Genomic DNA, 24,656 nt, shown 5'->3' on the forward strand with positions numbered 1-24,656 from the left:
CGCCTACCCGGTCAACCGCGGCCCGAAACGCCCGCGCCCGCCGTCACCCGGGCCGGGACCTCGCGTGCCGGGTCCAGGTGGGGCACCAGGGTCGGCGTCCAGCCGACGTCCGGGCCCAGGTCCGGGTCGTTCGCCGCGTTGTACTCCGCCAGGAGGTCGACCGGGCGCGGGCGGCCGTGGCCGGTGGCGACCAGCGTGCCCGTGGCGTGCAGGACCGTGCCCTTCCAGTACTTCACCAGCGCGCCCAGCGGCAGCGCCGCCGGGATCCGGAAGAAGTTCTCCTCCGCGTAGATGCGGGATTCGACGCCCACGCCCAGCGAGTACGTGTACGACGCGACCTCCGGCACGCGGTATAGGTTGTTATACACATGGACTTGGCCGTAACGCACTCGCGGTGCGCGCTGGCCGATCGCGGTGAACTCGTTGTGGTGGACGGTGACGCGCAGCTTGCCGGCGTCGGCGTCCGGGCGGTCGGTGCTGCCGATCAGCATGGTCTTGTCGTGGTCGTGCAGGCGGTTCCACGAAACCGTCACCAGGTCCGAGCCGGTGACGATGTCGAGCAGCCCGTCGTGGACCTCGTACTTGCGCCCGAAGTACTCGACGGACCCGGTGTTGTCGCCGTCGCCGAAGTCGTTGTGGTCCACCCAGACGTGGGTCGCGCCGACCAGGTCGAGGTTGTCGTACTCGGAGTTCCAGTTGCCGTCGGCGCCGTCGAGCGGGTCCCACTGCGGGAAGCAGTCGTGCGCGTCCTCGAACCGCAGGTTCCGGAGGATGACGTTGTCGCCGGTGACGCGCAGGGTCAGCCCGTGCAGCTTCGCCCCGCGGAGGCCGACGACGGTCGTGTTCGGGCCGACGTCGAGCACCACCTGCGCGGCCTGGTTGGCCTGCGACCGCGCTCGCGCTTCCTCCAGCGGCCCGGAAACCGGGGTCTTGCCCCAGGTCGCCGGGTCGTACTGCGTCAGGTACGCGGGCAGGGTGTACGCCGGGTCGGCGAAGTCGTCGCAGCTCATCGGCCGGTCGCGGGCGTCGACGTTGCCCTCGATCGTCCCGCGGACGTAGACGATCTTCGGCACGCCGGGGCGCGCCGCGAGCGCGGCGGCCAGCTCGGACCGCTTGGACACCGTGCGGACGTCCCGGGGTGCCGCCGCGGCTCCCCCGGTCGTCCCCGCGGCCCAGCCGTCGCGCGCGCCCAGCACGACCCGGCCGGGCTCGACGCCGTGCGCGGCCGCCGGAGCAGCCGTGGCCAACAGTCCTAAAAGGACAATACCCGCCGTCAAGCGCATCTTCACTCCCTAAGGTCCGATCTCGTCGAGCAGCCCGCGGATCCCGACGGACTCGCCGGTGAGCAGGGACCGGTTCGCGGCCAGCCCGGTGAGCAGGGCACGCAGGCCGTCCTCGTGGTCGGCCGCGCAGCCGAGCGGGTCGGGCTCCGCGTCGCCGAGCAGCTCGGCGAGCATCCGTTCGTCGCCGCCGCCGTGGCCCTCCCCCAGCCGGACGTCGAGCACGGCCTCGGGCGCCGCCCAGTGCCGCTGCACGGTCAGCCGCGCCCGGGCGGGCCGGGCCGCGGCGCTCGCGTGCACGTTCTCCCGGACGTCGAGTTCCAGCCGGCCCTCGCTGCCGGAGAACGCGACGCGGTAGCCCTCGCGGGGCGAATAAGCGTGCAGGTGGTAGTTCAGCACCACGCCGTTGCGGTGGCGGACGAGCACCGACAGGTCGTCCTCGATGGTGACGCCCGGGGAGAACACGTTGCGGTCGCGCAGATAGCCGTCCTCCTGCTCGGCGTCGCGGTACAGCGCCCGCAGCCGGGGCGAGCTTTCGAGGTCCAGGGCGAACGGGTCGTCGCGGGCCGCGTCGTCGCCGGTCCCGCGGGCGTATCCGGTGGCCTGTCCGTGGCGCCGGCCGTTCTCCTCGCCGTAGAACACCAGCCCGCCCAGCGCGAACACCGTCTCCGGTCCGCTGCCGAGCCACCAGTTGACCAGGTCGAAGTGGTGCCCGGACTTGTGCACGAGCAGCCCGCCGGAACGGTCCTTGTCGCGGTGCCAGCGGCGGAAGTAGTCGGCGCCGTGCGCGGTGTCGAGCAGCCAGCTGAACTCCACCGAGCCGATCTCGCCGACGGCGCCCTCGGCGAGCAGCTCGCGCACCCGCCGGTGCACCGGGTTGTAGCGGTAGTTGAAGGCGACCCGCACCGCGCGCCCGGTCCGCCGCTGCGCCGCGAGGATCAACCGGGCGCCTTCGACGTCGGTCGTCATGGGCTTCTCGGTGACGACGTCGCAGCCGGCGTCGAGCGCGCCCGCGACGTACTGGGCGTGCGTGTGGTCCGGTGTGCACACCACGACGACGTCAATCCGCTCCTTCGCGAGCATGACGGCGAAGTCGTCCGGCCGGTAGCACGGCAAGGACGTGCCGAGCCAGCCGTTGTGGACCCGCATCCGCGTCCGGTTGCGGTCGCAGAACGCGGCCAGCTCGGCCCGCGGGGACTTCGCCAGTGCCCGGGCGAACAGCTCGGCCCGGGAGCCGAGCCCGACGATCGCGTACCGCCTCATGACGGGCACCCCCAGGGCAGGTCGAGTTCGGAGAACAGGGCGAGCCGCCCGGCCGCTTCGTCGACGGCGGCGTCGATGCCCGGCACGACGAACCGGTCCTCCCGGCGCTCGGCGGGCAGCGGCCGGGGTTCCGGGGCGCCGCGCACGGCCTCGACCAGCGCCGTGAACGCGCGGGTCGACGCCAGCGGCGCGAGCAGCGGGACGTCGTCACGCACGTGCCGGACCAGGTTGGCCAGCAGGTCCTCGGGCGGGCCGACGCCGACCGTCTCGTCGCCGATGACGAGGACGTCGGTCTTGTAGTGCCAGCGGATCCGGCCCGCGGTCCCGTGGACGAGCACGTACGGATCGTGATCGGCCTCGGCGGCGAGGGTGGCCGCGACGACGACGTCCGGGGCGCCGTCGAAGGTGAGCCGGGCGCACGCCGTGTCGTCGCCCTTGATGTCGCGCGCCCGGTACAGCTCGACGGTGACGCTCTCCGGGACGGCGCCGGCGGTGCCGTTCAGCAGCAACGCGGAGGCCACGGCGTGGGCGAACGGGTTGGTCAGCGACCCGTCGCCGAGGTCGCGGCGGCCCGCCCACGCGGCCCGCCGGTAGTACTCGTCCCGCCGGATCCACGCCCCGGCCGCGCCGATCCCGGTCACCTCGCCGATCGCGCCGCGCCCGATCGCCGCGCGGATCACCGGCACGGCGGCCGAGCCGAAGCTCTGGAACCCGGTCTGGACGGTCCGGGCCCGCTGCTCGAGCTCGCCGAAGGCGGCCAGGTCGAGGACGGGTGGTTTCTCGACGAGCACGTGGCACCCGGCGTCGAGGGCGAGCCGCGCGAGCACCAGGTGCGTGCGGGGCGGGGTCGCCACCACGGCGAGCACGGCGCCGGTGCGGGACAGCAGCTCGCCCGGGCCGTAGGTGACGATCGCGTCGTCCGGCAGCAGGTCGAAGGCTTCCGCCGGGGGCTCCCGGACGTCGCACGCGCCGGCGAGGACGATCTCGCCGCGGTCGTGCAACGCGCGGGCCCGGCGCAGGTGGGTGGCCGCGTAACCCGCCGTGCCGAAGACGACCAGCGAGGGCGCGTCGCTCATCGACGCGCGCCGGTCGCCACCGCGGCCAGGCACAGCGGTCCGGCCACCACGAGAACCAGCACCGGCAACATCCACACCAGCACCGCCGACAGGGCCACCGCCACCGCGACGAGCAGGGCCTTTCCCGGTGCGCCGACGGTCTCACGGGCGGCCGCCACCACTGCCCGGCGCCAGGCCAGTTCGGTAGCCGCAACCACTTCGCACGTCCGCACCGCGATCACCGCACCCACCGCAGCAAGCACCTGCAGCACCGGCCCGAGCACACCCGCGCCCGGCATCGAGCGCGTCACCTCGAGGTCCACCGCGACCAGCACGGCCGCCACCACGACCACCGCGCCGAAGGGCACCCCACCTCGGGCCGCCTGCCGGAAGTCCGCCCAGAACGTCGTCCACAGTGGACGTACGATCCCGTGCCGGGCGCGGTCCAGCGCCCGGCAGCCCGCCACGAACCCCGCGGGTGCGGTCACCACCGGCACCGACGCCAGCGCGACCAGCAACCCGGCCAGCAGGCAGTCGGAGAAGTCGCCCAGCCCCGAGCGCCAGTCCACCCGCCGCACGGCCGCCTTCGGCATCGGCGTCATCCCTTCAGGCCGCTGGTGCTGACGCCTTCGACCAGCAGGCGCTGGAAGGCGAGGAAGAACAGGACGATCGGGACCAGCGCCAGCGCCGACATCGCGAACATCGCGCCGAAGTCGGACTGGCTGCTGGTGTCGACGAACAGCCGCAGGCCGAGCGGCACGGTGAACTTCTCCGTGTCGTTGAGGTACACCATCTGCGTGAAGAAGTCGTTCCACGTCCAGATGAACGTGAAGATCGACGTCGTCACCAGCGCCGGTTTGGACAACGGCAGCACGACGTGCCAGAACGTCCGGTAGACGCTGCAGCCGTCGATGATCGCCGCCTCGTCCAGCTCGCGCGGGATGCCGCGCATGAACTGGACGATGAGGAACACGAAGAACGCTTGGGTGGCCAGGAGTTTCGGCAGGATCAGCGGGACGAACGTGTTGACCAGCCCGGCCTGCTGGAAGATCACGTACTGCGGGATGAGCGTCACGTGGTAGGGCAGCATCAGCGTCGTGATCATGAACGCGAACAGCGCGCCGCGGAACCGGAACCGCAGCCGGGCGAAAGCGAACGCGGCCAGCGAGCACGAGAGGACGTTGGCCAGCACCGAAAGACCGGCGACGAGGAACGAGTTGAGGAAGAACCGGCCGAAGCCGACACCCGCCGCGCCTTCCCAGCCCTTCGAGTAGCCGTCGAAGACGAACCGGGTCGGCAGCAGCGCCAGCCGCGAGAGGATCTCGTCCGGCGGCTTGACCGACGCGAAAGCCAGCCACGCCAGCGGGTACAGCACCACGGCCACCCCGCAAAGGCAGAGCACGTGCCAGCCGATCGACCGTGCGGTGCGGGGCACCCGGAGCGCGGTCACGGGCGGTCCTCGTAGAACACCCAGAGCTTCGCGGTGCGGAACACGATCGCCGTCACGATGGCGATCACCACCAGCAGCACCCAGGCCATCGCGGACGCGTACCCCATGCGGAAGTCCTGGAAGCCGACCTCGAACAGGTAGAGCGTGTAGAACAGGTCCGCGTCGGCGGGCCCGCCGCGGCCGCCGCCGATGACGAACGCCGGGGTGAACGCCTGGAACGCGTGGATGGCCTCCATCACGAGGTTGAAGAAGATCACCGGCGACAGCATGGGCAGCGTGATGTGCCGGAACCGGCGCAGCGCGCCCGCGCCGTCGATGGCGGCGGCCTCGTGCAGCTCGGCCGGGACCTGCTTGAGCCCGGCCAGGAAGATCACCATCGGCGCGCCGAACTGCCACACCCCGAGCAGGACGATCGAGGCCAGGCTGAAGCTCGGGTCGTCGACCCAGCTCGGCGTGTGCCAGCCGAGCCCGGCGAGGACCTCGTTAACCGGGCCGCCGCCGGTGAACAGCGCCCGCCAGACGAGCGCGGCCGCGACGCTCGCACCGAGCAGCGAAGGCGCGTAGAACGCCGCGCGGTAGAAGCCGTTTGTGCCGCGGCGGGAGTTGAGCAGCAGCGCCACCCCCAGCGACACGGCGAGCTTCACCGGCACCGACACGAGGACGTAGATCAGCGTGACCTCGACCGAGCGCAGGTAGCGGTCGTCGTCGGTGAACATGTGCGTGAAGTTGCCGAAGCCGACCCAGTGCGGCGCCGTGAACAGGTCGTAGTCGGTGAACGAGAGGTACAGCGAGACGACCATCGGGCCGACGGTCAGCGCCACCGCCCCCAGCAGCCACGGCGTCAGGAACGCGAACGCCTCCGGCTGGCTCCTGCGGCGGTACCCGCGGCGCGGGACCCCCGGCGCCGCCGGCCGTGGCGGTGCCGGGGTGCGCAGCGTCGTCATCGGCTACGCCAGGCTCTTGTCGGCTTCGGACATGAACCGGGTGACGGCGTCGTCGATGCCCAGCCGCCCGAACGCGATCTCCTCGTAGGTGCGCTGGAGGAGCTTCTGGATCGCGCCCGCGCCCTTCGGCGGGACCGGCGGCGCGGCCCCGAGCTTCGGTTCGAGGGCGGCTTCGTAGGCGTAGAGCGTCTTGTCGTCGCCGGTCGCGCCGGACGAGAGCTGCGAGCGGATCTTGAGGTTGGGGGCGAGACCCCGGTCCGTGCCGAGGATCTTGGCCGCGTCCGCGTCGTTGACGAAGAAGTCGACGAGTTTCGCCGCGGCCTCCTGCTGCTGGCTGCGCGCGGAGACGGACAGGAACATCGACGGCCGCCGGTACTGCCCGAGGTCGCCGTTCGCCGCGGTCGGGTAGGGCGCAACGGCCAGGTTCTTGCCGTTCGCCTTGCGGTAGGCCGGCAGCAGGTTGTCGTAGGCGAACTCCGAGCTGGTCAGCTTCTTGCCGAGCGGCGACTGCTCGGGCGAGGTGTTGTAGGACGCCGTGACGTCGGCGGGCGAGGAACCCTTGGCGTCACGGAACTTGCTCGCGAGCTGCCAGTACCGGCGCAGGTCGTCGGCGGTGAAGCCGAGCTTGCCCTCGGGGGTGTAGAACTGCTTGCCCTGCTGGCGCAGCCAGATCTCCAGGGGCGTGTCGAGGATGCCGAAGTCGGTCGCCCCGCGGGCGGCGAACCCGCTGGCCGCGCTGACCCTGGTGGTCGCGTCGGCGTACTGGTCCCAGGTCAGGCCCTTCGCCGGGTCCGCGCCGGCCGCGGTGAAGGCGGCGGGGTCGTACAGCATCGCCGGGGTGTTCTGCGCCCAGGGCACGGCGTAGCGCTTGCCCTGGTAGACGCCGGTGGCGGCCAGCTCTGGGTTGACGTCGGCCAGCGAGATCGCCTTGCCGGCGCCCTGGTTCAGGTCGGCCAGCACGTTCCGCCCGCCGTACTCGGCGAGGTAGCGGGTGTCGACGTTCATCACGTCCGGCGGCTTGCCCCCGGCCGTCTGCGTCGCCAGCTTCTCCCAGTAGGCCGCGTACGCCGCGAACGACGTCTGCACCTTGATCGCCGGATTCTTCTTCTGGAACAGCTCGACGGCCTGCTTGGTCAGGTTCGCCCGGCCGTCACTGCCCCACCAGGCGAAGGTGATGGTGACGTCACCGCCGTTCCCGCTGTCCCCGCCACAGGCGGTGCTCCCGGTCAGCAGCAGGGCGGCCACCGCGGCCACCCCGAACCTGCGCGCTCGCGTCCGACGCATCGACATCTCCGTCCGGTCGGAATGGCTGGAAGCGCTCCCGTCCGAAAGCGAGAAAGCGCTTACAAGGATCCGGCGGTCCACCGTAGGGCGCCCGCGACAAACGTGTCAATACGCGGATTTCACCTTCGAATTCGTCGAATTCCGGTTACTCCGAACGCATTCACGGGTGAAGGCGCCGGCGGCTAGACCCCGGACTCGCCGAAGACGTGACGGCGGACGAACGGGGTGCGGAACGTGCCTCCCGGGTCCAGGCTTCCCGCCAGGGAACGGAAATCGGCCAGGCGCGGGTACACCGCGTCCAGGCCGCCGCCGTGGAAGAGCTTGCCCCAGTGCGGGCGCGCGCCGAACGGGGCCAGGCGCTCTTCGAGCAGCGGCAGCACCGCCTCGACCTCGGGCTGGCGCGGCTGCCACGTGAAGTGGAACGCGACGCGGTCGCCGCCCTGGGCGGGGCTCAGCCACAGCTCGTCCCCCGCGACCGCGCGGATCTCGGACACCAGCAGCACCGGCGCCAGCCGGTCGCCGATCCCGCGCACCGCCTCGATCGCGGCCGCCGCGTCCCGGTAGGGCACGAAGTACTCCGACTGCAGCTCGTCCCCGACGCTCGGGGTGAACTCCAGCGCGAAGTGCGGGATCCGCTGGTGCCACGGCCCCGGCGCGCCCTGCTGCGGCGTGACGTTGCCGGCCGGGATCCCGGCGGCGTGCGCCGGGTGGCGCGGGCCGTCGGCCGGGACCGCGCCGAACAGCCCGGCCCGCTCGGTGAAGGCGTCCACGCGACTCTTGACCCAGACCTGGTCGACCACGTCGTTCACCCAGTTCGTGAACAGGCTGACGCTGTACCCGGCGTCCTCGATCTCGTCGAAGTGCCGCTGGGCGGCGTCCCAGGACAGGCCGTCGAAGACGTCCTGCCGGACGTCGAACGCGGGCACCAGGTCCAGGGTCAGGCGGGTGACGACGCCGAGCGCGCCGAGGCTCACGACCAGGCCGGGGAAGACGTCCGGATCACCGTCGCGCGAGAAGGTGCGGACCTCGCCGCCCGCGGTGACCAGCTCCAGCGCCGAGACGGCCGCGGCGAGCCCGCGCTGCCGCCGTCCGGACCCGTGGGTGCCGGTGGCGACGCTGCCGGCGACCGTGATGTGCGGCAGCGACGCGAGGTTGGCCAGCGCGAACCCGGCGGCGTGCAGTTGGCCCGCGAAGTCGCCGTAACGCGCGGAGCCGCCGACGGTCACCGTCGCGGCGTCGGCGTCGATCTCCACCGGGCTCTCGAGCGCGCTCAGGTCGAGGAGCACGCCGCCGGGCGCGTCCGCGATGTCGTTGAAGCAGTGCCTGCTGCCCAGCGCCTTGACGCTCGACGCGGCGGCGACCGCCTCGCGCACTTCGTCGTGGGTGCGCGGCGTCACCACGGTTTCCGCGGCGTACTCGTGGTTGCCCGCCCAGTTCGACTCGCCCATGCCGCCGACCCTACGCGGCCGCGTACTGCCAGAAGTCCCGCATCCACGCCGGCACGACCGGGCTGTCCGCGCCGACCTGGGTGAACAGCACGCTGACCGTACCGGTGGCCGGGACGATGTGAGCGGAGGTGCCGGTGCCGCCGACCCAGCCGTAGCGGCCCGGCACGTTCCACGGGTCGAGGGCGGCGATGTCGACCGACCCGCCCATCCCCCAGCCCTGGCCCTCCAGGAACAGCGCGCCGATCTCCCGCTGCGCCGCGGTGGTGTGGTCGGTGGTCATCAGCCGGACGGACTCGGGCGTGAGGACCCGCTTGCCGTCGGCCGCGGCGCCTTCGGCCAGCAGCATCCGCCCGAACGCGACCCAGTCGCCTGCCGTCCCGGCCAGGCCGCCCGAGCCCAGCGGCATCGCCGGCATGGTGCTCCACTGGCCGTCCGGCGCGTCGGCGAGCTCCAGCCCGTCCGGGCCGGCCTTGTAGAAGCTGGTGAACCGGTCGCGCCGGTCGGCCCCGACGACGAACCCGGTGTCGGCCATCCCCAGCGGCGCGAGGATCCGCTCCTCGAGGAACTCCGGCAGCGACGCTCCGGACACCCGGGCGGCGAGCACCCCCTGCACCGCCGAACACGTGTCGTAGAGCCAGCCCTCACCCGGTTGGTAGACCAGGGGCACCTCACCCAGCCGGGCGACCCAGACGTCGGTCTCGGGGAAGTGCTGCACCTCCCGGCCGTCGATCTGGACGGGGAACAGCGCCTGCATCGCGGGGAGCGAGAAGTCGGACGCGAACCCCCAGCCGGCCTGGCTGGTGAGCAGGTCTGACACGGTGATGGGCCGCTTCGCCGGGACGAGGTCGTCGAGGGGGCCCGCCGGGGTGCGCACGACCTTCGGGTCCGCCAGCTCGGGCAGCCACCGGCCGATCGGGTCGTCCAGGGCGAGCCGCCCGTCGTCCACCAGCGCCAGGACGGCGGCGGCGGTGATCGGCTTGGTGAGGGACGCGATCCGGAAGAGGGAGTCCTCGGTCATCGGCCGGCTGCCCTCGACATCGGCCGAGCCGACGGCCGCGACCTCCGTGCCCCGGGGGCCGGCCACGACGGCGACCGCGCCGGGCAGCGCACCCGTGTCCACGTGGTGCTGCAGGGTGTCACGCAGGCTCATGGCTACTCCCCAGCTCGGCTTTCGGCCGAGGTTAGCTCAGCGAGCCGGGATGATCGCCTGACGCGCCCCGCCAGGCCACGCGGACTCGGAAGACGGCCCATCCGCACGGTGATCGCGCAGGCACACAGCCAGCTCAGCGAGCCGGGATGATCGCCTGGTGCGCCCCCGCCAGGCCGTGCGGACTGAGGAGACGGCCCATCCGCTTGGGCATCCGCAGGGTGATCGCGCGGTCGACGATCCGGGCGCCCGGCGCGGCGGCCGCCAGCCGGGTCTCGTAGCCGGTGCAGTCGGCCGGGGTTCGCAGCCATGCCGACACCACCAGGTTCCCCTCCCCCACCACCGCGGCCGACAGCCGGGTTTCGGGCAGGTGCCCTACAGCGATCCCGGCCGCGTCCAGCCCGGGCGGGGTGACGTCGAGGCGGTAGCCCGTGATCACCGGCCAGCCCGCCGGGACGTGCGCGAGGTCGCAGCGGAAGTCCAGCTCGTGGTTGCGCAGCATCCGGGCCAGCGTGCGGCGCACCGCCGACTCGCTCATCCGGCAGTCGCGGGCCAGCTCGGCGTAGCTGCGCCGCCCGTCGACCCCGAGCGACTCGACCAGCGCGCGCAGGTCGCGGTCGTTCCACAGCTGCGGGATGACGTCGCGGGCCTGCACCGCCGTCTCGTCCAGCACCGCCCGCTGCTCCGGGGCGAGCGCGTTGACCAGCCAGCCGCTGCCCTCCCGGAAGACGCGGGTGGCGACGGCGAAGCGGACCTCGCGGACGCCGGGCAGGTCGCCGATCCGGCCGGTGACCAGGGCGTCCAGCGCGTCGAGGTCGCGGGCGGCCAGGCTGAGGAACAGCTGGTGCCTGCTGGTCGTGCGCTCGACGCTGAACACCGCGGGCCACCCGCACAGCTCACGGGTCAACGCGGTCAGGGTGTCGGGGCGGCAGACCAGGTCGGCGTAGCCGACCGTCGTCGTCGGGGCCGTCGAGTAGGCGGTCAGCCAGGCGAGACCCGCGGCCTGCAGGCGGTCCCAGCGGCGGGCCGCGGTCGTCGCGTCGGTGCCGACGGCCGTGGCGATCCGCGTCCAGGGCGCCCGCGGGTCGCGTTGCAGCGCCTCCACCAGCGCGAGGTCCGAGCCGGTCAGCCCCGGCTCGCGGCGCGCCGGGTCCGGCGGGGAGCCCGGGGATACGGCCATGGCGCATTCTGGCGTGATCATCATCGGGTGCCAAGGGGCTGCCGGGAAGGGGTGCCGGCAGCCCCTCGACGTCCTACCGCCGGCGCAGGCGCGGCACCACGGCCGCGCCGGCCAGCAGCACGAGGGCCCCGCCGACGGCGAACGGCAGCACCGGCACCGTGTCCGGGGCGGCCGCCGGCACCGCGCGCTCGCGGCCGCCGTACCCGCCGCCCGCGCCGTCGCGGTCGTAGGCCGAGCCCGGCAGCTTGTCGGCGTACCGCCGGTGCAGCGCCGCGCGGTAGTCGGCGAGCACCAGCTTCGTGCCCGCCGCGACGCCGGTCACGGAGCCGTCCAGCACCGTCACGGCGTCGCCGCGCACCGCGTACCAGGCGTTGACCTGCGGCTCGTGCAGGAGGTATCCCCCGGCCGCGGCGGCCGCGTACTTCTGTTCGTAGTCACCGGAAGCGACGTTCACGACGGTCCACGACGGACCCTGCCGCTCGGCCCACACGGTGGCCGCGGTCCCGTCGCCGGTCCTCGCCGGGACCGCGACGTAGGCGAGCGCGGCCGGGACGTCCGAGGTCCCGGTGACGAACGCCGCCGTCGGCTCGTAGACCGCGACCTGGGTCTTCGGGTCCGCCGTCGCGGCCGCGGCGACGGCGGCGTGCGCGCCGGGGAACTTCGTCGAGGCGAGCCGGTCGAGCGTCGCCCGGCCGCCGGTCAGCTGCCCGATCGCGGCGGTGTCGGCGGCGGTCGGGGTGCCCGACGGCCCGGTGGCCGCGTCGGCGCCACCGGCCCCGAGCACGGTGAGCGCCAGGGCGCCGGCCACCACGGCCGCGCGCAGGATGGTCCTCGGCATGCTCATCCCTCGATCCCGTACAGCGTGTGGGTCCACTGGAACTGGTTGTTCGAGCGGTAGGTGTCGTAGTTCATCGAGTTGTAGCGGCTGTTGTTCGGCCACGGATCGCCGTAGTCCACGCGGGTGGCGCCGTTGGAGGTGTCGTAGCCGTAGAGGACGTGCATGTGGCCGCCGCCGGAACGCCAGCCGATGCGGGTGCCGATCGGCTGTCCGGCGTCGATCTGGTTCTTGATGCCGGTGAACGAAAGCACTTCACCGTTCGAGTTGTACGAACCGACGCTCGTGAATCCCAGGTACCGGAACACGCGCTGCTGGTCGCTCAAATAACCCTGGTTGTTCGCGCAGTCCGAGCCGGACTCGTTGTGCGCGATCTGGCAGAACCGGGTCTGGGTCAGGGAATCGCCCCAGTAGGCGGCGATGGTGTTGCCGCTGGCGTCCCAGCACCACTGGTCCTTCTGCTGCGCCTGCATGGTGATGCCGAGGTCGGACCGGGCCGCGGCCGCGGCGGCGGCCGGAGCCTGCAGCGCGACGGCGGCGGCCGTGGCGGCCACGGCCGCCGTGAGTCCACGTAGGACTCCAGAGGTGACTTTCACGCCGGTGTTCCTCCACTCGGTGAGGGATTTCCGCGAACGGTTCGGTGGCAGGGAATACTCCGCGCACCGGACGTCGATCCGGTACCTACTAAGGGAGGATCACGTTGGCAGGGAACGAATCCCGGCGGATCCCGGCATTTCCCGGGTGCCGGATTCCGGCATCGGGCGCGGCCGGCAGACGGATTCCGGCGGGCTCCCGGCCGGGCGACGGCACCCGGCCCGGGCACGGCCGTTCGGACCACGACGAAAGTCGTGTTTTTCCTTTACCGACCATCGTCGGGTTCCAAGATTCATTCACAACGGTGACGGTAGGTGCGTCCTTGACCACTCGTCACCGCGAGGCCGCCGCCCGCGGATGGAGGTTGATTCCCCAGTGCGTATCGCGCGAACCGGCGTTCTCGTCTCCGGCATCCTGCTGTCGGCCCTGGCGACTGCGGCGCCGTCCCTGGCCGCCCAGCCGGCCATCATCGACGGCGGCAACGCCGACTCGCTCCACGCGGCCGCCCGGATGTTCGCCGGCGGCCAGGAGATCTGCTCGGCGACGATCATCGCGCCGGACTGGATCCTGACCGCGCGCCACTGCACCCAGGGCGCGAACGGCCAGCAGATCAGCTTCCACGTCGGCGACCTGGACCAGACCAAGGGCACCACGGTCAACGCGACGTCGGTGCACGAGGCGCCGGACTCGGACATCGCGCTCGTGCAGATCGACCAGCAGGTGCAGACCGACTACGCGCCGCTCGGCTCGGAAGGCGACGTCAACGTCGGCGACCAGGCCGAGGTCTACGGCTGGGGTGCGACCTGCACCGACAAGCCGGAGATCGAGTGCCAGTCGCAGCTGCTGAAGGTGGCCAAGGTCAGCGTCACCTCGATCGACTGCCCGGACGGCGCGGCCGGCGTCTCGGTGTGCGCGAACCGCGGCGACGGCATCACCGCCGGCGGCGACTCGGGCGGCCCGATGTACGCGAACGGCAAGCAGGTCGGCGTCGCGTCCACGAGTGACCGCCAGTCCTACACCGCGTACATCAACATCACGAAGTACCGCGACTGGATCTCCACCACCGCGGGCGTCTGACCCGCCGGGCCCGGTTCGCCCCCGCCCCACACCGAGCGGGGGCGAACCGCCGGGGTCAGCTGACCCAGAAGGAGCGGATGCGGTCGTCCCAGATCTCGGCGAAGCAGTACCGCAGGTCGGCACAGCCGTGGTCGGCGTCGTCGGTGACGAGCTTCGACGAGCCGGTGAAACCGATGCCGTCGAACACCCGCACGCGACAACCCGAGCCCGGGCGGATGTAGATCGAGCTGACCGACTGGTCCATCGACACGCCGTTGTTCTGGTAGTAGGCGTCCCGCAGATCACCGTCCGAGGCCTCGTGCGGGCTGTCCGCGGCGGTGCAGGTGGTGCGGTTGTAGACGTTGGTGTAGTTGGTGAACCCCTGGTCGCCGGAGTACTCGACGTTGTTGAACAGGGTCGCCACCGGCGCGAGCGCCGCCGCGGTTTCGTAGGCCGCGAGCCCGTCCGCGGTGGTGAAGCACGTTTTCGCACCGCCGGTCAGGTTCACGTCACAGAACGGCTTCGCGGACGCGGCCGGCGCGCCGGCGAACATGAGCCCCGCGACCGCTACCAGCGCGAAGAACCCGGCCACGATTCTCTGGGAAAGCTTCATCGGTACCTCCCGAGCCGACGTGGGCCCCATGCCCACGCTGGAGGTATACCGAGATTGCCCGTCCCGTAGGCGGTTCTGTCCGGTGCTGGACACTGACCAGCGAGTGAGTGTACAGTCACTCACATGACGAAGCGCGGAGCCACTCTCTCCACCTCGGACGCCCGGCGGGACGCCGTGGTCGACGCGGCCGTCGCCGAGTTCGCGCGGACCGGGTTCCACAGCACGCCGATCAGCGCGGTGGCGACCCGGGCGGCCATCTCCCCCGCCTACGTCTTCAAGTTGTTCCCCGGCAAGGTCTCCCTCTTCGTGGCCGCGCTCGACCGGTGTTACGAGCAGGTCGTGCACGCGCTCTCGAACGGCGCCGCCCGCGCCGGGGACGCCGAGCCGGAGAAGATCCTCTACGAGATGGGCGGTGCCTACGCCGACCTGATCGCCGACCGGAACCTGCTCATGCTGCAGGTGCACGCCCAGTCGGCCGCCGACACCCCCGAGATCGCCGACGCCGTGCGCCGCGGCCTCCAGCGGGTGACCGAGTTCGCCCGCTCCCGCTCGGGCGCGCCGGACGACCAAGTACAGCGGTTCCTCGCCTACGGCCAGCTCTGCCACCTCATCACCACCCTCGACCTCGACACCCACCCCGGCGACTGGGCGGCCGTGCTGTCCGCCGGCATCCGCCACCCCGGCAAGAACTGAACCGCCCGGACCACCGGGGCACTTTTTCCCGGCCCAAGAGTGATTGACCAGTCACACACCAATCGAAGGAGCAGTCCGATGACCACCACCGCCACCGAAATCGTCCTCCCCGGCCTCGTCGAGCCGGACGGCCTCCAGGTCACCACCCGCGCACTGCCGGCGCCGGGCCCGGGCCAGGCGCTCCTGCGCGTCGAGGCCAGCGGGATCTCGTTCGCCGAGCAGCAGATGCGGCGCGGCAAGTACTACGACCAGCCGCCGTTCCCGTTCGTCCCCGGCTACGACGTCGTCGGCACCGTGCTCGAAGCGGCCGACCCGGCCCTCGTCGGCCGCCGGGTGGCCGCGATGACCAAGATCGGCGGCTGGAGCAGCCACCTCGTCGTCGACGCGGCCGACCTCGTGCCGGTGCCGGACGGACTGGACGCCGCCGACGCCGAGACGTTCGTGGTCAACGGGATCACCGCCTGGCAGATGCTGCACCGCAAGGCCCGGGTGCGCGCGGGCGGCACGATCCTGGTGCACGGCGCCAGCGGCGGCGTCGGCACCACGCTGGTCCAGCTGGCCCGCGCGGCCGGGATCCGGGTGATCGGCACGGCGTCCGCGCGCAACGCCGACGTCGTCACCGCGCTCGGCGCCACCGCGATCGACTACCGCGGCGACGTCCCGGCGCAGGTCCGCGCGCTGGCCCCCGGCGGCGTGGACGCGGTCTTCGACCACGTCGGCGGGCCCGGCATCGTCGACTCGTTCCGGCTGCTGACCCCGGGCGGCACGCTGGTCGCCTACGGCAGCGCGTCCACGAAGGACACCGGCGGCAACCCGCGCCCGGCGGTGCTGAAGCTGGTCGCCCGCCTGCTGTGGTGGCAGGCGCTGCCGAACGGCCGCCACACGCACTTCTACAACGTCTGGGGCGGCAAGCGGAACCTCGCGAAGTTCCGCGCCCGCCTGGCGGAGGACCTCACGGCCGTCTTCGGCCTCGCCGCCACCGGTGCGCTGCAGGCCCAGGTCGCGGCCCGGTTCCCGCTGACGGACGCGGCGAAGGCCCTGACACTCGCGGAATCCGGCACGGTCACCGGCAAGGTCGTTCTCGTGCCGTCGGGTGAGTGACCAGTCACCCACCTGACAGTCCGAAAAGGACCCGGCCGGGTGCGGCCGGGTCCTTTCGAGCGGGTCAGTCGGTGCCGGACTCCATCGCGGCCTGGTCCAGCAGCTCGTCGCCGCGGGCGGCCTTGCCGCGCGACGCGATCACCTCCGCACCACCCTCGGCCATGGCGCCGATCAGGCCGGTCGAGGCCGCCTGGGCGGCGCCGATCAGCTTGGGGTGCGTGCCGCCGACCATGCCGAGGCTGGCGTACTGCTCCAGCTTCGCGCGCGAGTCGGCGATGTCGAGGTTGCGCATGGTCAGCTGGCCGATGCGGTCCACCGGGCCGAACGCCGAGTCCGTCGTGCGCTCCATCGACAGCTTGTCCGGGTGGTAGCTGAACGCCGGGCCCGTCGTGTCGACGATCGAGTAGTCCTCGCCGCGGCGCAGCCGCAGCGTCACCTCGCCGGTGATCGCGGTGCCGACCCAGCGCTGCAGCGACTCGCGCAGCATCATCGCCTGCGGGTCGAGCCAGCGGCCTTCGTACATCAGGCGGCCGAGGCGACGGCCTTCGTTGTGGTAGCTGGCGACGGTGTCCTCGTTGTGGACGGCGTTGACCAGCCGCTCGTAGGCCGCGTGCAGCAGCGCCATGCCCGGCGCCTCGTAGATGCCGCGGCTCTTGGCCTCGATGATCCGGTTCTCGATCTGGTCGGACATGCCCAGGCCGTGCCGGCCGCCGACGGCGTTGGCCTCCAGCACCAGGTCGACGGCGGTGGCGAACTCCTTGCCGTTGATCGACACCGGGCGGCCCTGCTCGAAGCCGATCGTGACGTCCTCGGCGGCGATCTCGACCTCGGGGTCCCAGAACTTCACGCCCATGATCGGCTGGACGATCTCGAGGCCGGTGTCGAGGTGCTCCAGCGACTTCGCCTCGTGCGTGGCGCCCCAGATGTTGGCGTCGGTCGAGTACGCCTTCTCTGTGCTGTCGCGGTAGGGCAGGTCGTGCGCCTGCAGCCACTCCGACATCTCCTTGCGGCCGCCGAGCTCGGTGACGAAGGCGGCGTCGAGCCACGGCTTGTAGATCCGCAGGGAGGGGTTGGCGAGCAGGCCGTAGCGGTAGAACCGCTCGATGTCGTTGCCCTTGAAGGTGGAGCCGTCGCCCCAGATCTGGACGTCGTCCTCGAGCATGGCCCGCACCAGCAGGGTGCCGGTGACGGCGCGCCCGAGCGGGGTGGTGTTGAAGTAGCTGCGGCCGCCGGAGCGGATGTGGAACGCGCCGCACGTCAGCGCCGCGAGCCCCTCTTCGACGAGGGCTTCCCGGCAGTCGACCAGCCGCGCGACCTCCGCGCCGTAGGCGTGGGCACGCCCGGGCACCGACGCGATGTCGGGCTCGTCGTACTGGCCGATGTCGGCGGTGTAGGTGCAGGGGACAGCGCCTTTGTCGCGCATCCAGGCGACGGCCACGGAAGTGTCGAGGCCACCGGAGAAGGCGATACCGACACGCTCGCCGACGGGCAGGGAAGTGAGCACCTTGGACATGCGAATGATTATGCACGTCGATGCATCATCGTGCAATTCGGGGTCGCGGAAATCCGTTGACCCCGGCTTGACCTGCTGATTCGGTAACGGCATGCCCGCCATCGACACGACGCTCGTCCGCCGGCTGGTCCGCGCGCAGTTCCCGCGCTGGGCTTCGCTGCCGGTCGTGCCACTCCCTTCGGGCGGCACGGTGAACGCCGTCTTCCGCCTCGGCGACGACCTCACCGTCCGCCTGCCGTTGACCGCGAGCGGCGCGGGGGACGTCGCGAAGGAAGCCCAGGTGCTGGCGTCGCTCGGCTGCCTGCCGGTGGCGGTCCCGGCGGTCGCCGGGCTCGGCGAACCCGCCCAGGGTTATCCGTGGCCGTGGTCGGTACACCGGTGGCTGGACGGCGAACCCGCGGTCGAAGGGCGCCCGTTCGCCCCGGAGGCTTTGGCGGAGTTCGTCCTCGCGGTGCGTTCCGCGAAGGCCGACGCTCCCCCGGCCTACCGCGGCGGCCCCCTGACGCTCCTCGACCGCGCGACCCGCGACGCCGTCGAGGAGTTGCGCCGCACCGACGAACCCTTCGACGCTTCAGCAGCCCTCGACGTCTGGACCGAGGCCCTGGACGCCCCCACCGGCCCGGAGGGCTGGGTCCACGGCGACCTGATGCCGAGCAACCTCCTGGTCCACAATGGACGCCTGACGGCAGTCCTCGACTGGGCCACGGCGGGCATCGGCGACCCGGCCTGCGACCTGATCCCGGCGTGGAACCTGCTCACCGCGGCCACGCGCCCGGCCTTCCGCGACGCCGTAGGCGCCGACGACGCGGCCTGGGCACGCAGCCGCGGCCGGGCGCTGTCGATGGCCGTGATCCAGCTGCCGTACTACCGCGGCACGAACCCCGTCATCTCCGCCAACGCCCGCTACGTCCTCACCCAGCTCGGTTGCCGGTCGGCTCGCCGAGCTTCCACAGGACCGCGTGGGAGTTCTGGCCGGGCACCGAACACGAGCCGGTGACGGCCCAGTCGGTCAACCCGTTCGCGTAGCAGCTCCCGTCGTCGGCCAGCAGCGGCAGCACCGAGACCCGGCCGGCGGTGTCCCAGGTGAACGACGTCCCCGTGTCGGTCCGCCCGAGCACGACACCGGTCCGGCCGGCGGCGGTGAACCGGCTCGGCACGTCGCCCGGGGTCGGCAGCACGGTCACGATGCCCGTCCGGTCCCAGCGCGCCACCCGGGTCTTGTGGTCCGTGCCCGTAACCTCGCCGAAGATCGTCCCGTCGGCGGTGATCGCCAGCGCGGTGCTGGACGCCCAGGTGGTGTCGAGCACCGTGAGGTGCCCGGCCGAGTCCCACTTCGCGGCCTGGAGGCCGCTGCTGCCGACCACGGTGCCCGCGTCGTCGAGGTCGTGCAGGGAACCGCCCTCGGCCAGCTCGACGACGGTGCCCGCCGGGTCCCAGTACGTGTTCTGGCTGATCACCGCGCCCGCCTCGTTGATCGCCACGGCCCGGCCGAAGCCCAGCTCGGTGACCGTGCCCCGGCCGGTGTCCCACCGCACGACCGTGTCCGGCCCGGGAGCGCCGTAGACGAATCCGGCGACCATGCCGTGTTCGTTGATCGCAGACGCTTCGGAGAACGGGTGGTGCGGGAACTCGTCCGACAGCGGCAGGGCCACCGGCACACCCGAAGCATCCCAGAGCGCGGCCCGCCCGGTGATGATGCTGCCCATCGAGTTCCCGATCGCCACCCCGGCCTCGTTGAGCGCGACGGCCCGCACGGTGTCGTAACCGTCCAGCGGCGGCCGCAGTTCCGAGATCCGGCCGGCCGCGTCCCACCGCGCGCCGTGCTCGTGGAACGCGGAGTCGTAGGCCGTGCCGAACACGGTGCCGTGGTAGTTCACCCGCGCTCCTGCGCTGGTCAGCCCGCCAGGCAGCGTGCCAAGGTCGACCGGTCTTGCGATGGCCGCGGCGTTGGCGGGAGCGGCGGTGGTGGCGAGCACCACCACCGCTCCCGCGAGCGCACTCGCGATTCTCTTGAACATCCCTGCTCCCCCTTCAAAGGCGACAACGGGATGTCCACGCGCGAAGGGCGTGATCGGTTGAGTCAGCCCGGCAGGAGGGCTGGAGCCGTGAGGCGGCTGGCGTTGGCCGCCTCGTCGTCCGGGGCCTCCTGGGCCGTGCGCTCCGCCTCTACGCGCGCGAGGTAGTTGGCCACCTCGCGCTCCTGCTTGGGCGCGTCCCAGCCCAGCAGCGGGGCCATCAGCTCCGCGACCCAGGGCGCCGCCGTGACGCCGCGGTCGCGTTCCTCGATCGAGATGCGCGTGCGGCGGGTGAGGACGTCCTCCAGGTGCAGCGCGCCCTCGTGCGAAACCGCGTACACGACCTCCGCCTTCAGGTACTCCGCCGCGCCCGGCAGCGGCGCACCCAGCTCGGGGCGCTCCGCGATCGACGTCAGGACGTCCTCGATCGCCGAGCCGTAGCGGCCCAGCAGGTGCTCGATCCGGGCCACCGGCAGGGCGGCCCGGGACGCCAGCGCGAACCGGCCGTCCCACAGTTCGTGGTAGCCGGCCGCGCCGACGATCGGCAGCCGGTCGGTCCACGACGGCGGGGTCGGGCGGTCGACCTCTTCGACCGCGACGTCGACGGCGTCCGCGGCCATCACCCGGTACGTCGTGTACTTGCCGCCGGCCACGATCACCAGGCCCGGCACCGGGTGCGCCACCGCGTGCTCCCGCGACAGCTTCGTCGTCGCGGCCGCCTTCGCCGCCAGCAGCGGGCGAAGACCGGCGTAGACGCCTTCGATGTCGTCGTGCGTGACCGGCGTGCGCAGCACCGCGTTGAGGTGCTCCAGCACGTAGTCGACGTCCGCGCGGCTCGCCGCCGGGTGCTCGCGGTCGAGGTCCCACTCGGTGTCGGTGGTGCCGACCAGCCAGTGCTTGCCCCACGGGATGACGAACAGCACGCTCTTCTCGGTGCGCAGGATCAGCCCCGTGTCGAGGTCGATCTTCTCCCGCGGCACCACGAGGTGGATGCCCTTCGACGCGCGCACGGTGAACGGCGCGGGGATCCCGGCCGCCTCGGACATGTCGTCGCTCCACACGCCGGTCGCCGCGATCACCGTGCGAGCCCGCACTTCGAACTCGACGCCGCTCTCGCGGTCCACGACCTTCGCGCCGATCACGCGCTCGCCGTCCCGCAGCAACGACGTCACGCGCGCCCGCGTCAGCACCGAAGCACCCTGCTCGGCGGCGGTCCGCGCGATGGTCATCGTGTGGCGGGCGTCGTCGACCTGGGCGTCGTAGTACTGGATCGCGCCGACCAGCGCGTCGTCGGCCAGGGCCGGCGCCACCTTGAACGCGCCGCGCTTGGACAGGTGCCGGTGCCGCGGCAGGGCGCGGGCCCCGCCGAGGGTGTCGTACAGCGTGACGCCGGCGCCGATGTACCCGCGCTCCCACACCCGGTGGGTCAGCGGCACCAGGAACTTCACCGGCCGCACCAGGTGCGGCGCGAGGGTCTGCAGCAGCAGCCCGCGTTCCTTGAGCGCCTCGCGCACCAGCTTGAAGTCCAGCTGCTCCAGGTAACGCAGGCCGCCGTGGATCAGCTTGGACGACCGGCTGGACGTCCCGGCGGCGAAGTCCCGCGCCTCGACGAGCGCCACGGACAACCCCCGCGACGCCGCGTCGAGCGCGGCACCGGCGCCGGTCACTCCCCCGCCGACGACCAGCACGTCGACCTCTTCGCGGGCCAGCTTGCGCAGCGTTTCCGCGCGGTACAGCGGGGAAAGCGGTGTCACGGTGTTCCTCTTGGTCATTTCTTTCACTCCACGTCTACCCAGTCGAGCGTGCGGCCCACGGCCTTCTGCCAGCCCGCGTAGCCCTCCGCGCGCTGTTCTTCCGTCCACGACGGCTCCCAGCGCTTGTCCTCGTTCCAGTTCTGTTCCAGCTCGTCGGCCGACCGCCAGAAGCCGACGGCCAGCCCGGCCGCGTAGGCGGCCCCGAGCGCGGTGGTCTCGGCGACGACCGGCTTCGACACCGGCACGCCGAGGATGTCCGCCTGCAGCTGCATGCACAGCTCGTTCGCCGTGACCCCGCCGTCGACCCGCAGCACGTCGAGGGTGACCCCGGAGTCGTTCTGCATCGCCTCGACGACGTCGCGGGTCTGGTAGCAGATCGCTTCCAGGGTGGCCCGCGCGAGATGGGCGTTGGTCGTGGCGCGGGTGAGCCCGACGATCGCGCCGCGGGCGTCCGAACGCCAGTACGGCGCGAACAGGCCGGAGAACGCCGGTACGAAGTAGACCCCGCCGTTGTCCTCGACCTGGCGGGCCAGGCTCTCGCTCTGCGACGCGCCGCTGATGATGCCCAGCTGGTCGCGCAGCCACTGCACGGCCGAGCCGGTGACGGCGATCGAGCCCTCCAGCGCGTACACCGGCTTCTCGTCGCCGAACTGGTAGCACAGCGTCGTGAGCAGGCCGTGCTTCGAGCGGACCAGCTCGTGGCCGGTGTTGAGCAGCAGGAAGTTGCCGGTGCCGTAGGTGTTCTTGGCCTCGCCGGGCCGGAAGCAGACCTGCCCGACGGTGGCCGCCTGCTGGTCACCGAGCACGCCGGCGATCGGGACCTCGCCACCGAGCGGGCCGTCCGCGCGGGTCGTGCCGAAGAAGCCCGGGTTCGACGACGGCCGGATCTTCGGCAGCATCTGGCGCGGGACGTCGAAGAACGACAGCAGCTCGTCGTCCCAGTCGAGGGTTTCGAGGTCCATCAGCATGGTGCGCGACGCGTTGGTCGGGTCGGTCACGTGGACGCCGCCGTCGGGGCCACCGGTGAGGTTCCAGATGAGCCACGAGTCGGTGGTGCCGAACAGGGCGTCACCCTTTTCGGCGTCTTCGCGGACGCCGTCGACGTTCTCGAGGATCCACTGCAGCTTGCCGCCGGAGAAGTACGTCGCGGGCGGCAGGCCGGCCTTGCGGCGGATGACCTCGCCCTTTCCGGAACGTTCCAGCGCGGAGGCGATCCGGTCGGTGCGGGTGTCCTGCCAGACGATCGCGTGGCCGTACGGGCGGCCGGTGCGGCGGTTCCACACGACGGTGGTCTCGCGCTGGTTGGTGATGCCGAGCGAGGCCAGGTCACCGGCGGTGAGGTTGGCCTTGTTGAGCGCGGTGGCGATGACCGAGCGGGTGCGTTCCCAGATCTCGGTGGCGTCGTGCTCGACCCAGCCGGGCCGGGGCAGGATCTGCTCGTGCTCCAGCTGGTGGCGGGCGATCTCGTTGCCGCCGTGGTCGAAGATCATGAAGCGGGTGCTGGTGGTTCCCTGGTCGACGGCGCCGATGTAGTCAGGCATGGTGTTCTCCCCTTCTCAGGCGGCGGGCTCGAGGTCCTTGGCGGACACGGTGTCGAACTGCTCCGCCGGGAGGAACCGCTCGATCAGGTACTTGTAGATCGCGCCGCCGATGACGGCGCCGAGGACCGGTGCCACGATCGGGATCCACCAGTAGGGGTAGCCGTACTGGTCGGTGAACGCCGTGTCGTAGCCGGTGAGCCAGGACGCGAGCCGCGGGCCGAAGTCGCGGGCGGGGTTGATCGCGTAGCCGGCGTCGGTCCCCCAGGCCATGCCGATCGCGACGACCAGGAAGCCGATGACGACCGGGGCGAGGTTGGCGCCGGGGGCGGTGTTCCGCAGGTCCGTGATGGCGAAGATGACCAGGGCGAGGATCGCGGTGCCGATGATCTGGTCGCGGAAGGCACCCCAGTCACCCACCGGGAGGGTGCCGTTGCCCGGCAGGGTGGAGAAGACGCCCTGGGTCTTGATCGTCAGGCCGGGGTCCTTGGCGTTGAGGATCTCCGTGTAGTTCCAGCGCACCAGCATCGCGGCGAGGAACGCGCCGGCGGTCTGCGCGAGGGCGTACGGGGCGACCTTGCGCCAGGAGAACCCCTTGAACACGGCGAGGGCGACGGTGATCGCCGGGTTGAGGTGCGCGCCACTCACCCGTGAAGCGACGTAGACACCGAGCGTGACGCCGATGCCCCACGCCCAGGCGATGCTGTCGTGGTCCCCGATGCCCGCGGCGGCGACCTGCGCCACCACCCCGCACCCGAACAGGATGAGGATCATCGTCCCCACGAACTCCGCGGCCATCTCGCCGGCGAGTCCGTGGGCCTTGAGGTTTCGCACCATTGCTTCCTCCACAAAGGACCAGTTCCCCCTGGTTCGTCCAGCCAAGCCCGCCCGTCACAGCGGGTCAACGCGGCCCGGTCGGCATTGTCGAACGTGTGAAGACGATGTTCGACATTGTCGAATCAGGGCCGGTCGGGCTAGGGTCGCGGACGTGCCGGGTCCGATCCAGTCCATCGAGCGCGCCGCCGCGATCCTGCGGCTGCTGGCGCGGGGCTCGGGCCGGCTGGGCGTCGGCGAGATCGCCGAATCCCTCGAACTGGCGAAGGGCACGGCGCACGGCATCCTGCGGACGCTGCAGGGCGTCGGGTTCGTCGAGCAGGACCGCGACACGGGCAAGTACCAGCTCGGCGCCACGCTGCTGCACCTGGGCACGAGCTACCTGGACGTCAACGAGCTGCGGTCCCGGGCGATCAACTGGGCCGACGCGCTGGCGTCCCGCAGCGGCGAGGCCGTCCGGATCGGCGCGTCGCTGGAGGGCCGGGTGCTGGTCGTGCACCACGTGTTCCGCCCGGACGACAGCCTGCAGACCCTCGACGTCGGCACGCTGCTGCCGCTGCACGCGACGTCCCTCGGCAAGGTGCTGCTGGCCTACGACACGACGTTGAAGGCCACGACGGAGGCGTACACGCGCCGCACGCTGGTCACCCAGACGGCGATCAAGCGCGAGTGTGCGAAGGTACGCGAAGCGGGCTGGGCGGCGGAGAACGGCGAGATGATCTCGGACGAGGCGGGCATCGCCGCCCCGATCCGCGGCCACGGCGGCATCGTGGTCGGCGCGATCGGCGTGTCGGGCGCGGTGGAACGCATCTGCGAGCACGACGGCAGCCCCAACCCGCGGCTGCTGGGCCACGTGCGCGACGCGGCCCGCGCGGTGTCCCGCGACCTGGGCGCGTCCCGATGGTGAGGGCGGCGGCGCTCCTCGTCCGGCGCAAACCTGGCCGAGGGAGGCGGGTCCCGGTGGTCATCGAACAGGCCGGTACTCCGCGGCTCATGGGTGATGGAGGTGCTCGCGCAACCCGGCACCGCCCCCGGCCACTGCGACCCGGCGGCGCCGCC

23 protein-coding genes are annotated in these 24,656 nt (G+C 72.0%); 5 read left to right on the plus strand and 18 right to left on the minus strand.

Annotated elements, in window-relative coordinates; genetic code table 11:
• Positions 1-11 precede the first annotated feature (11 nt).
• From VA596_RS35900 to VA596_RS35955, 12 genes are all read right to left on the minus strand, one after another.
• The gene (locus VA596_RS35900; protein WP_323333128.1) at positions 12-1,247 is read right to left on the minus strand and encodes a pectate lyase family protein; all 1,236 of its coding nucleotides are present in this window, start codon (positions 1,245-1,247) and stop codon (positions 12-14) included.
• A gap of 45 nt (positions 1,248-1,292) precedes the next feature.
• Positions 1,293-2,543, minus strand: coding sequence for a Gfo/Idh/MocA family protein (locus VA596_RS35905; RefSeq protein WP_323333130.1), 1,251 nt, complete (start codon positions 2,541-2,543; stop codon positions 1,293-1,295).
• Complete coding sequence (locus VA596_RS35910) at positions 2,540-3,619, minus strand: Gfo/Idh/MocA family protein (RefSeq protein ID WP_323333132.1); 1,080 nt, start codon at positions 3,617-3,619, stop codon at positions 2,540-2,542. The genes VA596_RS35905 and VA596_RS35910 overlap by 4 nt, the downstream gene beginning before the upstream one ends.
• Positions 3,616-4,191: a hypothetical protein gene (locus VA596_RS35915; protein WP_323333134.1), complete on the minus strand. Its 576-nt coding sequence runs from the start codon at positions 4,189-4,191 to the stop codon at positions 3,616-3,618. Before VA596_RS35915 ends, VA596_RS35910 begins: the two co-directional genes overlap by 4 nt.
• A gap of 5 nt (positions 4,192-4,196) precedes the next feature.
• Entirely contained in the window at positions 4,197-5,048 is an 852-nt protein-coding gene (locus tag VA596_RS35920; protein WP_323333135.1) for a carbohydrate ABC transporter permease, read from the minus strand.
• Positions 5,045-5,992, minus strand: a complete 948-nt coding sequence (locus tag VA596_RS35925) for a carbohydrate ABC transporter permease (protein WP_323333136.1) — start codon at positions 5,990-5,992, stop codon at positions 5,045-5,047. The genes VA596_RS35920 and VA596_RS35925 overlap by 4 nt, the downstream gene beginning before the upstream one ends.
• Positions 5,993-5,995: 3 nt before the next feature.
• Positions 5,996-7,276, minus strand: coding sequence for an ABC transporter substrate-binding protein (locus VA596_RS35930; RefSeq protein WP_323333137.1), 1,281 nt, complete (start codon positions 7,274-7,276; stop codon positions 5,996-5,998).
• Positions 7,277-7,458: 182 nt separating this feature from the next.
• Entirely contained in the window at positions 7,459-8,724 is a 1,266-nt protein-coding gene (locus VA596_RS35935) for an FAD-binding protein (protein WP_323333139.1), read from the minus strand.
• Between the two features lie 10 nt (positions 8,725-8,734).
• Positions 8,735-9,874, minus strand: a complete 1,140-nt coding sequence (locus tag VA596_RS35940; protein ID WP_323333141.1) for a serine hydrolase domain-containing protein — start codon at positions 9,872-9,874, stop codon at positions 8,735-8,737.
• A gap of 133 nt (positions 9,875-10,007) precedes the next feature.
• Complete coding sequence (locus VA596_RS35945; RefSeq protein WP_323333143.1) at positions 10,008-11,051, minus strand: Lrp/AsnC family transcriptional regulator; 1,044 nt, start codon at positions 11,049-11,051, stop codon at positions 10,008-10,010.
• A 73-nt stretch (positions 11,052-11,124) separates the two neighbouring features.
• On the minus strand, positions 11,125-11,889 hold the full coding sequence (locus tag VA596_RS35950) for a hypothetical protein (protein ID WP_323333145.1): 765 nt from the start codon (positions 11,887-11,889) through the stop codon (positions 11,125-11,127).
• Positions 11,890-11,891: 2 nt separating this feature from the next.
• A complete protein-coding gene (locus VA596_RS35955; RefSeq protein WP_323333147.1) occupies positions 11,892-12,482 on the minus strand; it encodes a papain-like cysteine protease family protein in 591 nt (196 codons plus the stop codon).
• A 355-nt stretch (positions 12,483-12,837) separates the two neighbouring features.
• Here VA596_RS35955 and VA596_RS35960 point away from each other — a divergent pair, with 355 nt between their 5' ends.
• Positions 12,838-13,557 carry a S1 family peptidase gene (locus tag VA596_RS35960; RefSeq protein WP_410171956.1) on the plus strand — a complete coding sequence of 240 codons (720 nt, stop codon included), beginning with the start codon at positions 12,838-12,840 and terminating at the stop codon, positions 13,555-13,557.
• 55 nt (positions 13,558-13,612) lie between these two features.
• On the opposite strand, the gene VA596_RS35965 is transcribed toward VA596_RS35960, so the two are convergent.
• Positions 13,613-14,149, minus strand: coding sequence for a hypothetical protein (locus VA596_RS35965; RefSeq protein ID WP_323333151.1), 537 nt, complete (start codon positions 14,147-14,149; stop codon positions 13,613-13,615).
• A gap of 123 nt (positions 14,150-14,272) precedes the next feature.
• Between VA596_RS35965 and VA596_RS35970 the strand changes: the two genes are divergently transcribed.
• Entirely contained in the window at positions 14,273-14,842 is a 570-nt protein-coding gene (locus VA596_RS35970) for a TetR/AcrR family transcriptional regulator (RefSeq protein WP_323333153.1), read from the plus strand.
• A gap of 78 nt (positions 14,843-14,920) precedes the next feature.
• Positions 14,921-15,943 carry a medium chain dehydrogenase/reductase family protein gene (locus VA596_RS35975; protein ID WP_323333155.1) on the plus strand — a complete coding sequence of 341 codons (1,023 nt, stop codon included), beginning with the start codon at positions 14,921-14,923 and terminating at the stop codon, positions 15,941-15,943.
• A gap of 64 nt (positions 15,944-16,007) precedes the next feature.
• Here VA596_RS35975 and argG read toward each other — a convergent pair whose 3' ends face one another.
• Entirely contained in the window at positions 16,008-17,456 is a 1,449-nt protein-coding gene (gene argG / locus VA596_RS35980) for an argininosuccinate synthase (protein ID WP_323333157.1), read from the minus strand.
• A 91-nt stretch (positions 17,457-17,547) separates the two neighbouring features.
• Here argG and VA596_RS35985 point away from each other — a divergent pair, with 91 nt between their 5' ends.
• The gene (locus VA596_RS35985) at positions 17,548-18,453 is read left to right on the plus strand and encodes an aminoglycoside phosphotransferase family protein (RefSeq protein WP_323333159.1); all 906 of its coding nucleotides are present in this window, start codon (positions 17,548-17,550) and stop codon (positions 18,451-18,453) included.
• On the opposite strand, the gene VA596_RS35990 is transcribed toward VA596_RS35985, so the two are convergent.
• The 4 genes from VA596_RS35990 to VA596_RS36005 form a co-directional block, all read right to left on the minus strand.
• Positions 18,368-19,474, minus strand: a complete 1,107-nt coding sequence (locus tag VA596_RS35990; RefSeq protein ID WP_323333161.1) for a hypothetical protein — start codon at positions 19,472-19,474, stop codon at positions 18,368-18,370. The two genes, VA596_RS35985 and VA596_RS35990, sit on opposite strands and share 86 nt — an antisense overlap.
• 62 nt (positions 19,475-19,536) lie before the next feature.
• A complete protein-coding gene (gene glpD, locus VA596_RS35995) occupies positions 19,537-21,243 on the minus strand; it encodes a glycerol-3-phosphate dehydrogenase (RefSeq protein ID WP_323333163.1) in 1,707 nt (568 codons plus the stop codon).
• Positions 21,244-21,248: 5 nt separating this feature from the next.
• Positions 21,249-22,766 carry a glycerol kinase GlpK gene (gene glpK / locus VA596_RS36000; RefSeq protein WP_323333165.1) on the minus strand — a complete coding sequence of 506 codons (1,518 nt, stop codon included), beginning with the start codon at positions 22,764-22,766 and terminating at the stop codon, positions 21,249-21,251.
• A 15-nt stretch (positions 22,767-22,781) separates the two neighbouring features.
• A complete protein-coding gene (locus tag VA596_RS36005; RefSeq protein ID WP_323333167.1) occupies positions 22,782-23,600 on the minus strand; it encodes an MIP/aquaporin family protein in 819 nt (272 codons plus the stop codon).
• 151 nt (positions 23,601-23,751) lie between these two features.
• Between VA596_RS36005 and VA596_RS36010 the strand changes: the two genes are divergently transcribed.
• Entirely contained in the window at positions 23,752-24,504 is a 753-nt protein-coding gene (locus tag VA596_RS36010) for an IclR family transcriptional regulator (RefSeq protein WP_323333169.1), read from the plus strand.
• Positions 24,505-24,656: the final 152 nt, after the last annotated feature.

Source organism: Amycolatopsis heterodermiae, from assembly GCF_034929455.1.
Classification (GTDB): Bacteria; Actinomycetota; Actinomycetes; order Mycobacteriales; family Pseudonocardiaceae; genus Amycolatopsis; species Amycolatopsis heterodermiae.

What these genes read in the sequence shown, in the direction of transcription:
- VA596_RS35905 (WP_323333130.1), bottom strand. Translation starts at nt 2,543, where the DNA reads ATGAGGCGGTACGCGATCGTCGGGCTCGGCTCCCGGGCCGAGCTGTTC.
- VA596_RS35910 (WP_323333132.1), bottom strand. Translation starts at nt 3,619, where the DNA reads ATGAGCGACGCGCCCTCGCTGGTCGTCTTCGGCACGGCGGGTTACGCG.
- VA596_RS35915 (WP_323333134.1), bottom strand. Translation starts at nt 4,191, where the DNA reads ATGCCGAAGGCGGCCGTGCGGCGGGTGGACTGGCGCTCGGGGCTGGGC.
- VA596_RS35925 (WP_323333136.1), bottom strand. Translation starts at nt 5,992, where the DNA reads ATGACGACGCTGCGCACCCCGGCACCGCCACGGCCGGCGGCGCCGGGG.
- VA596_RS35930 (WP_323333137.1), bottom strand. Translation starts at nt 7,276, where the DNA reads ATGCGTCGGACGCGAGCGCGCAGGTTCGGGGTGGCCGCGGTGGCCGCC.
- VA596_RS35935 (WP_323333139.1), bottom strand. Translation starts at nt 8,724, where the DNA reads ATGGGCGAGTCGAACTGGGCGGGCAACCACGAGTACGCCGCGGAAACC.
- VA596_RS35940 (WP_323333141.1), bottom strand. Translation starts at nt 9,874, where the DNA reads ATGAGCCTGCGTGACACCCTGCAGCACCACGTGGACACGGGTGCGCTG.
- VA596_RS35945 (WP_323333143.1), bottom strand. Translation starts at nt 11,051, where the DNA reads ATGGCCGTATCCCCGGGCTCCCCGCCGGACCCGGCGCGCCGCGAGCCG.
- VA596_RS35950 (WP_323333145.1), bottom strand. Translation starts at nt 11,889, where the DNA reads ATGCCGAGGACCATCCTGCGCGCGGCCGTGGTGGCCGGCGCCCTGGCG.
- VA596_RS35960 (WP_410171956.1), top strand. Translation starts at nt 12,838, where the DNA reads ATGGAGGTTGATTCCCCAGTGCGTATCGCGCGAACCGGCGTTCTCGTC.
- VA596_RS35965 (WP_323333151.1), bottom strand. Translation starts at nt 14,149, where the DNA reads ATGAAGCTTTCCCAGAGAATCGTGGCCGGGTTCTTCGCGCTGGTAGCG.
- VA596_RS35970 (WP_323333153.1), top strand. Translation starts at nt 14,273, where the DNA reads ATGACGAAGCGCGGAGCCACTCTCTCCACCTCGGACGCCCGGCGGGAC.
- VA596_RS35975 (WP_323333155.1), top strand. Translation starts at nt 14,921, where the DNA reads ATGACCACCACCGCCACCGAAATCGTCCTCCCCGGCCTCGTCGAGCCG.
- argG (WP_323333157.1), bottom strand. Translation starts at nt 17,456, where the DNA reads ATGTCCAAGGTGCTCACTTCCCTGCCCGTCGGCGAGCGTGTCGGTATC.
- VA596_RS35985 (WP_323333159.1), top strand. Translation starts at nt 17,548, where the DNA reads ATGCCCGCCATCGACACGACGCTCGTCCGCCGGCTGGTCCGCGCGCAG.
- VA596_RS35990 (WP_323333161.1), bottom strand. Translation starts at nt 19,474, where the DNA reads ATGTTCAAGAGAATCGCGAGTGCGCTCGCGGGAGCGGTGGTGGTGCTC.
- glpD (WP_323333163.1), bottom strand. Translation starts at nt 21,243, where the DNA reads ATGACCAAGAGGAACACCGTGACACCGCTTTCCCCGCTGTACCGCGCG.
- glpK (WP_323333165.1), bottom strand. Translation starts at nt 22,766, where the DNA reads ATGCCTGACTACATCGGCGCCGTCGACCAGGGAACCACCAGCACCCGC.
- VA596_RS36005 (WP_323333167.1), bottom strand. Translation starts at nt 23,600, where the DNA reads ATGGTGCGAAACCTCAAGGCCCACGGACTCGCCGGCGAGATGGCCGCG.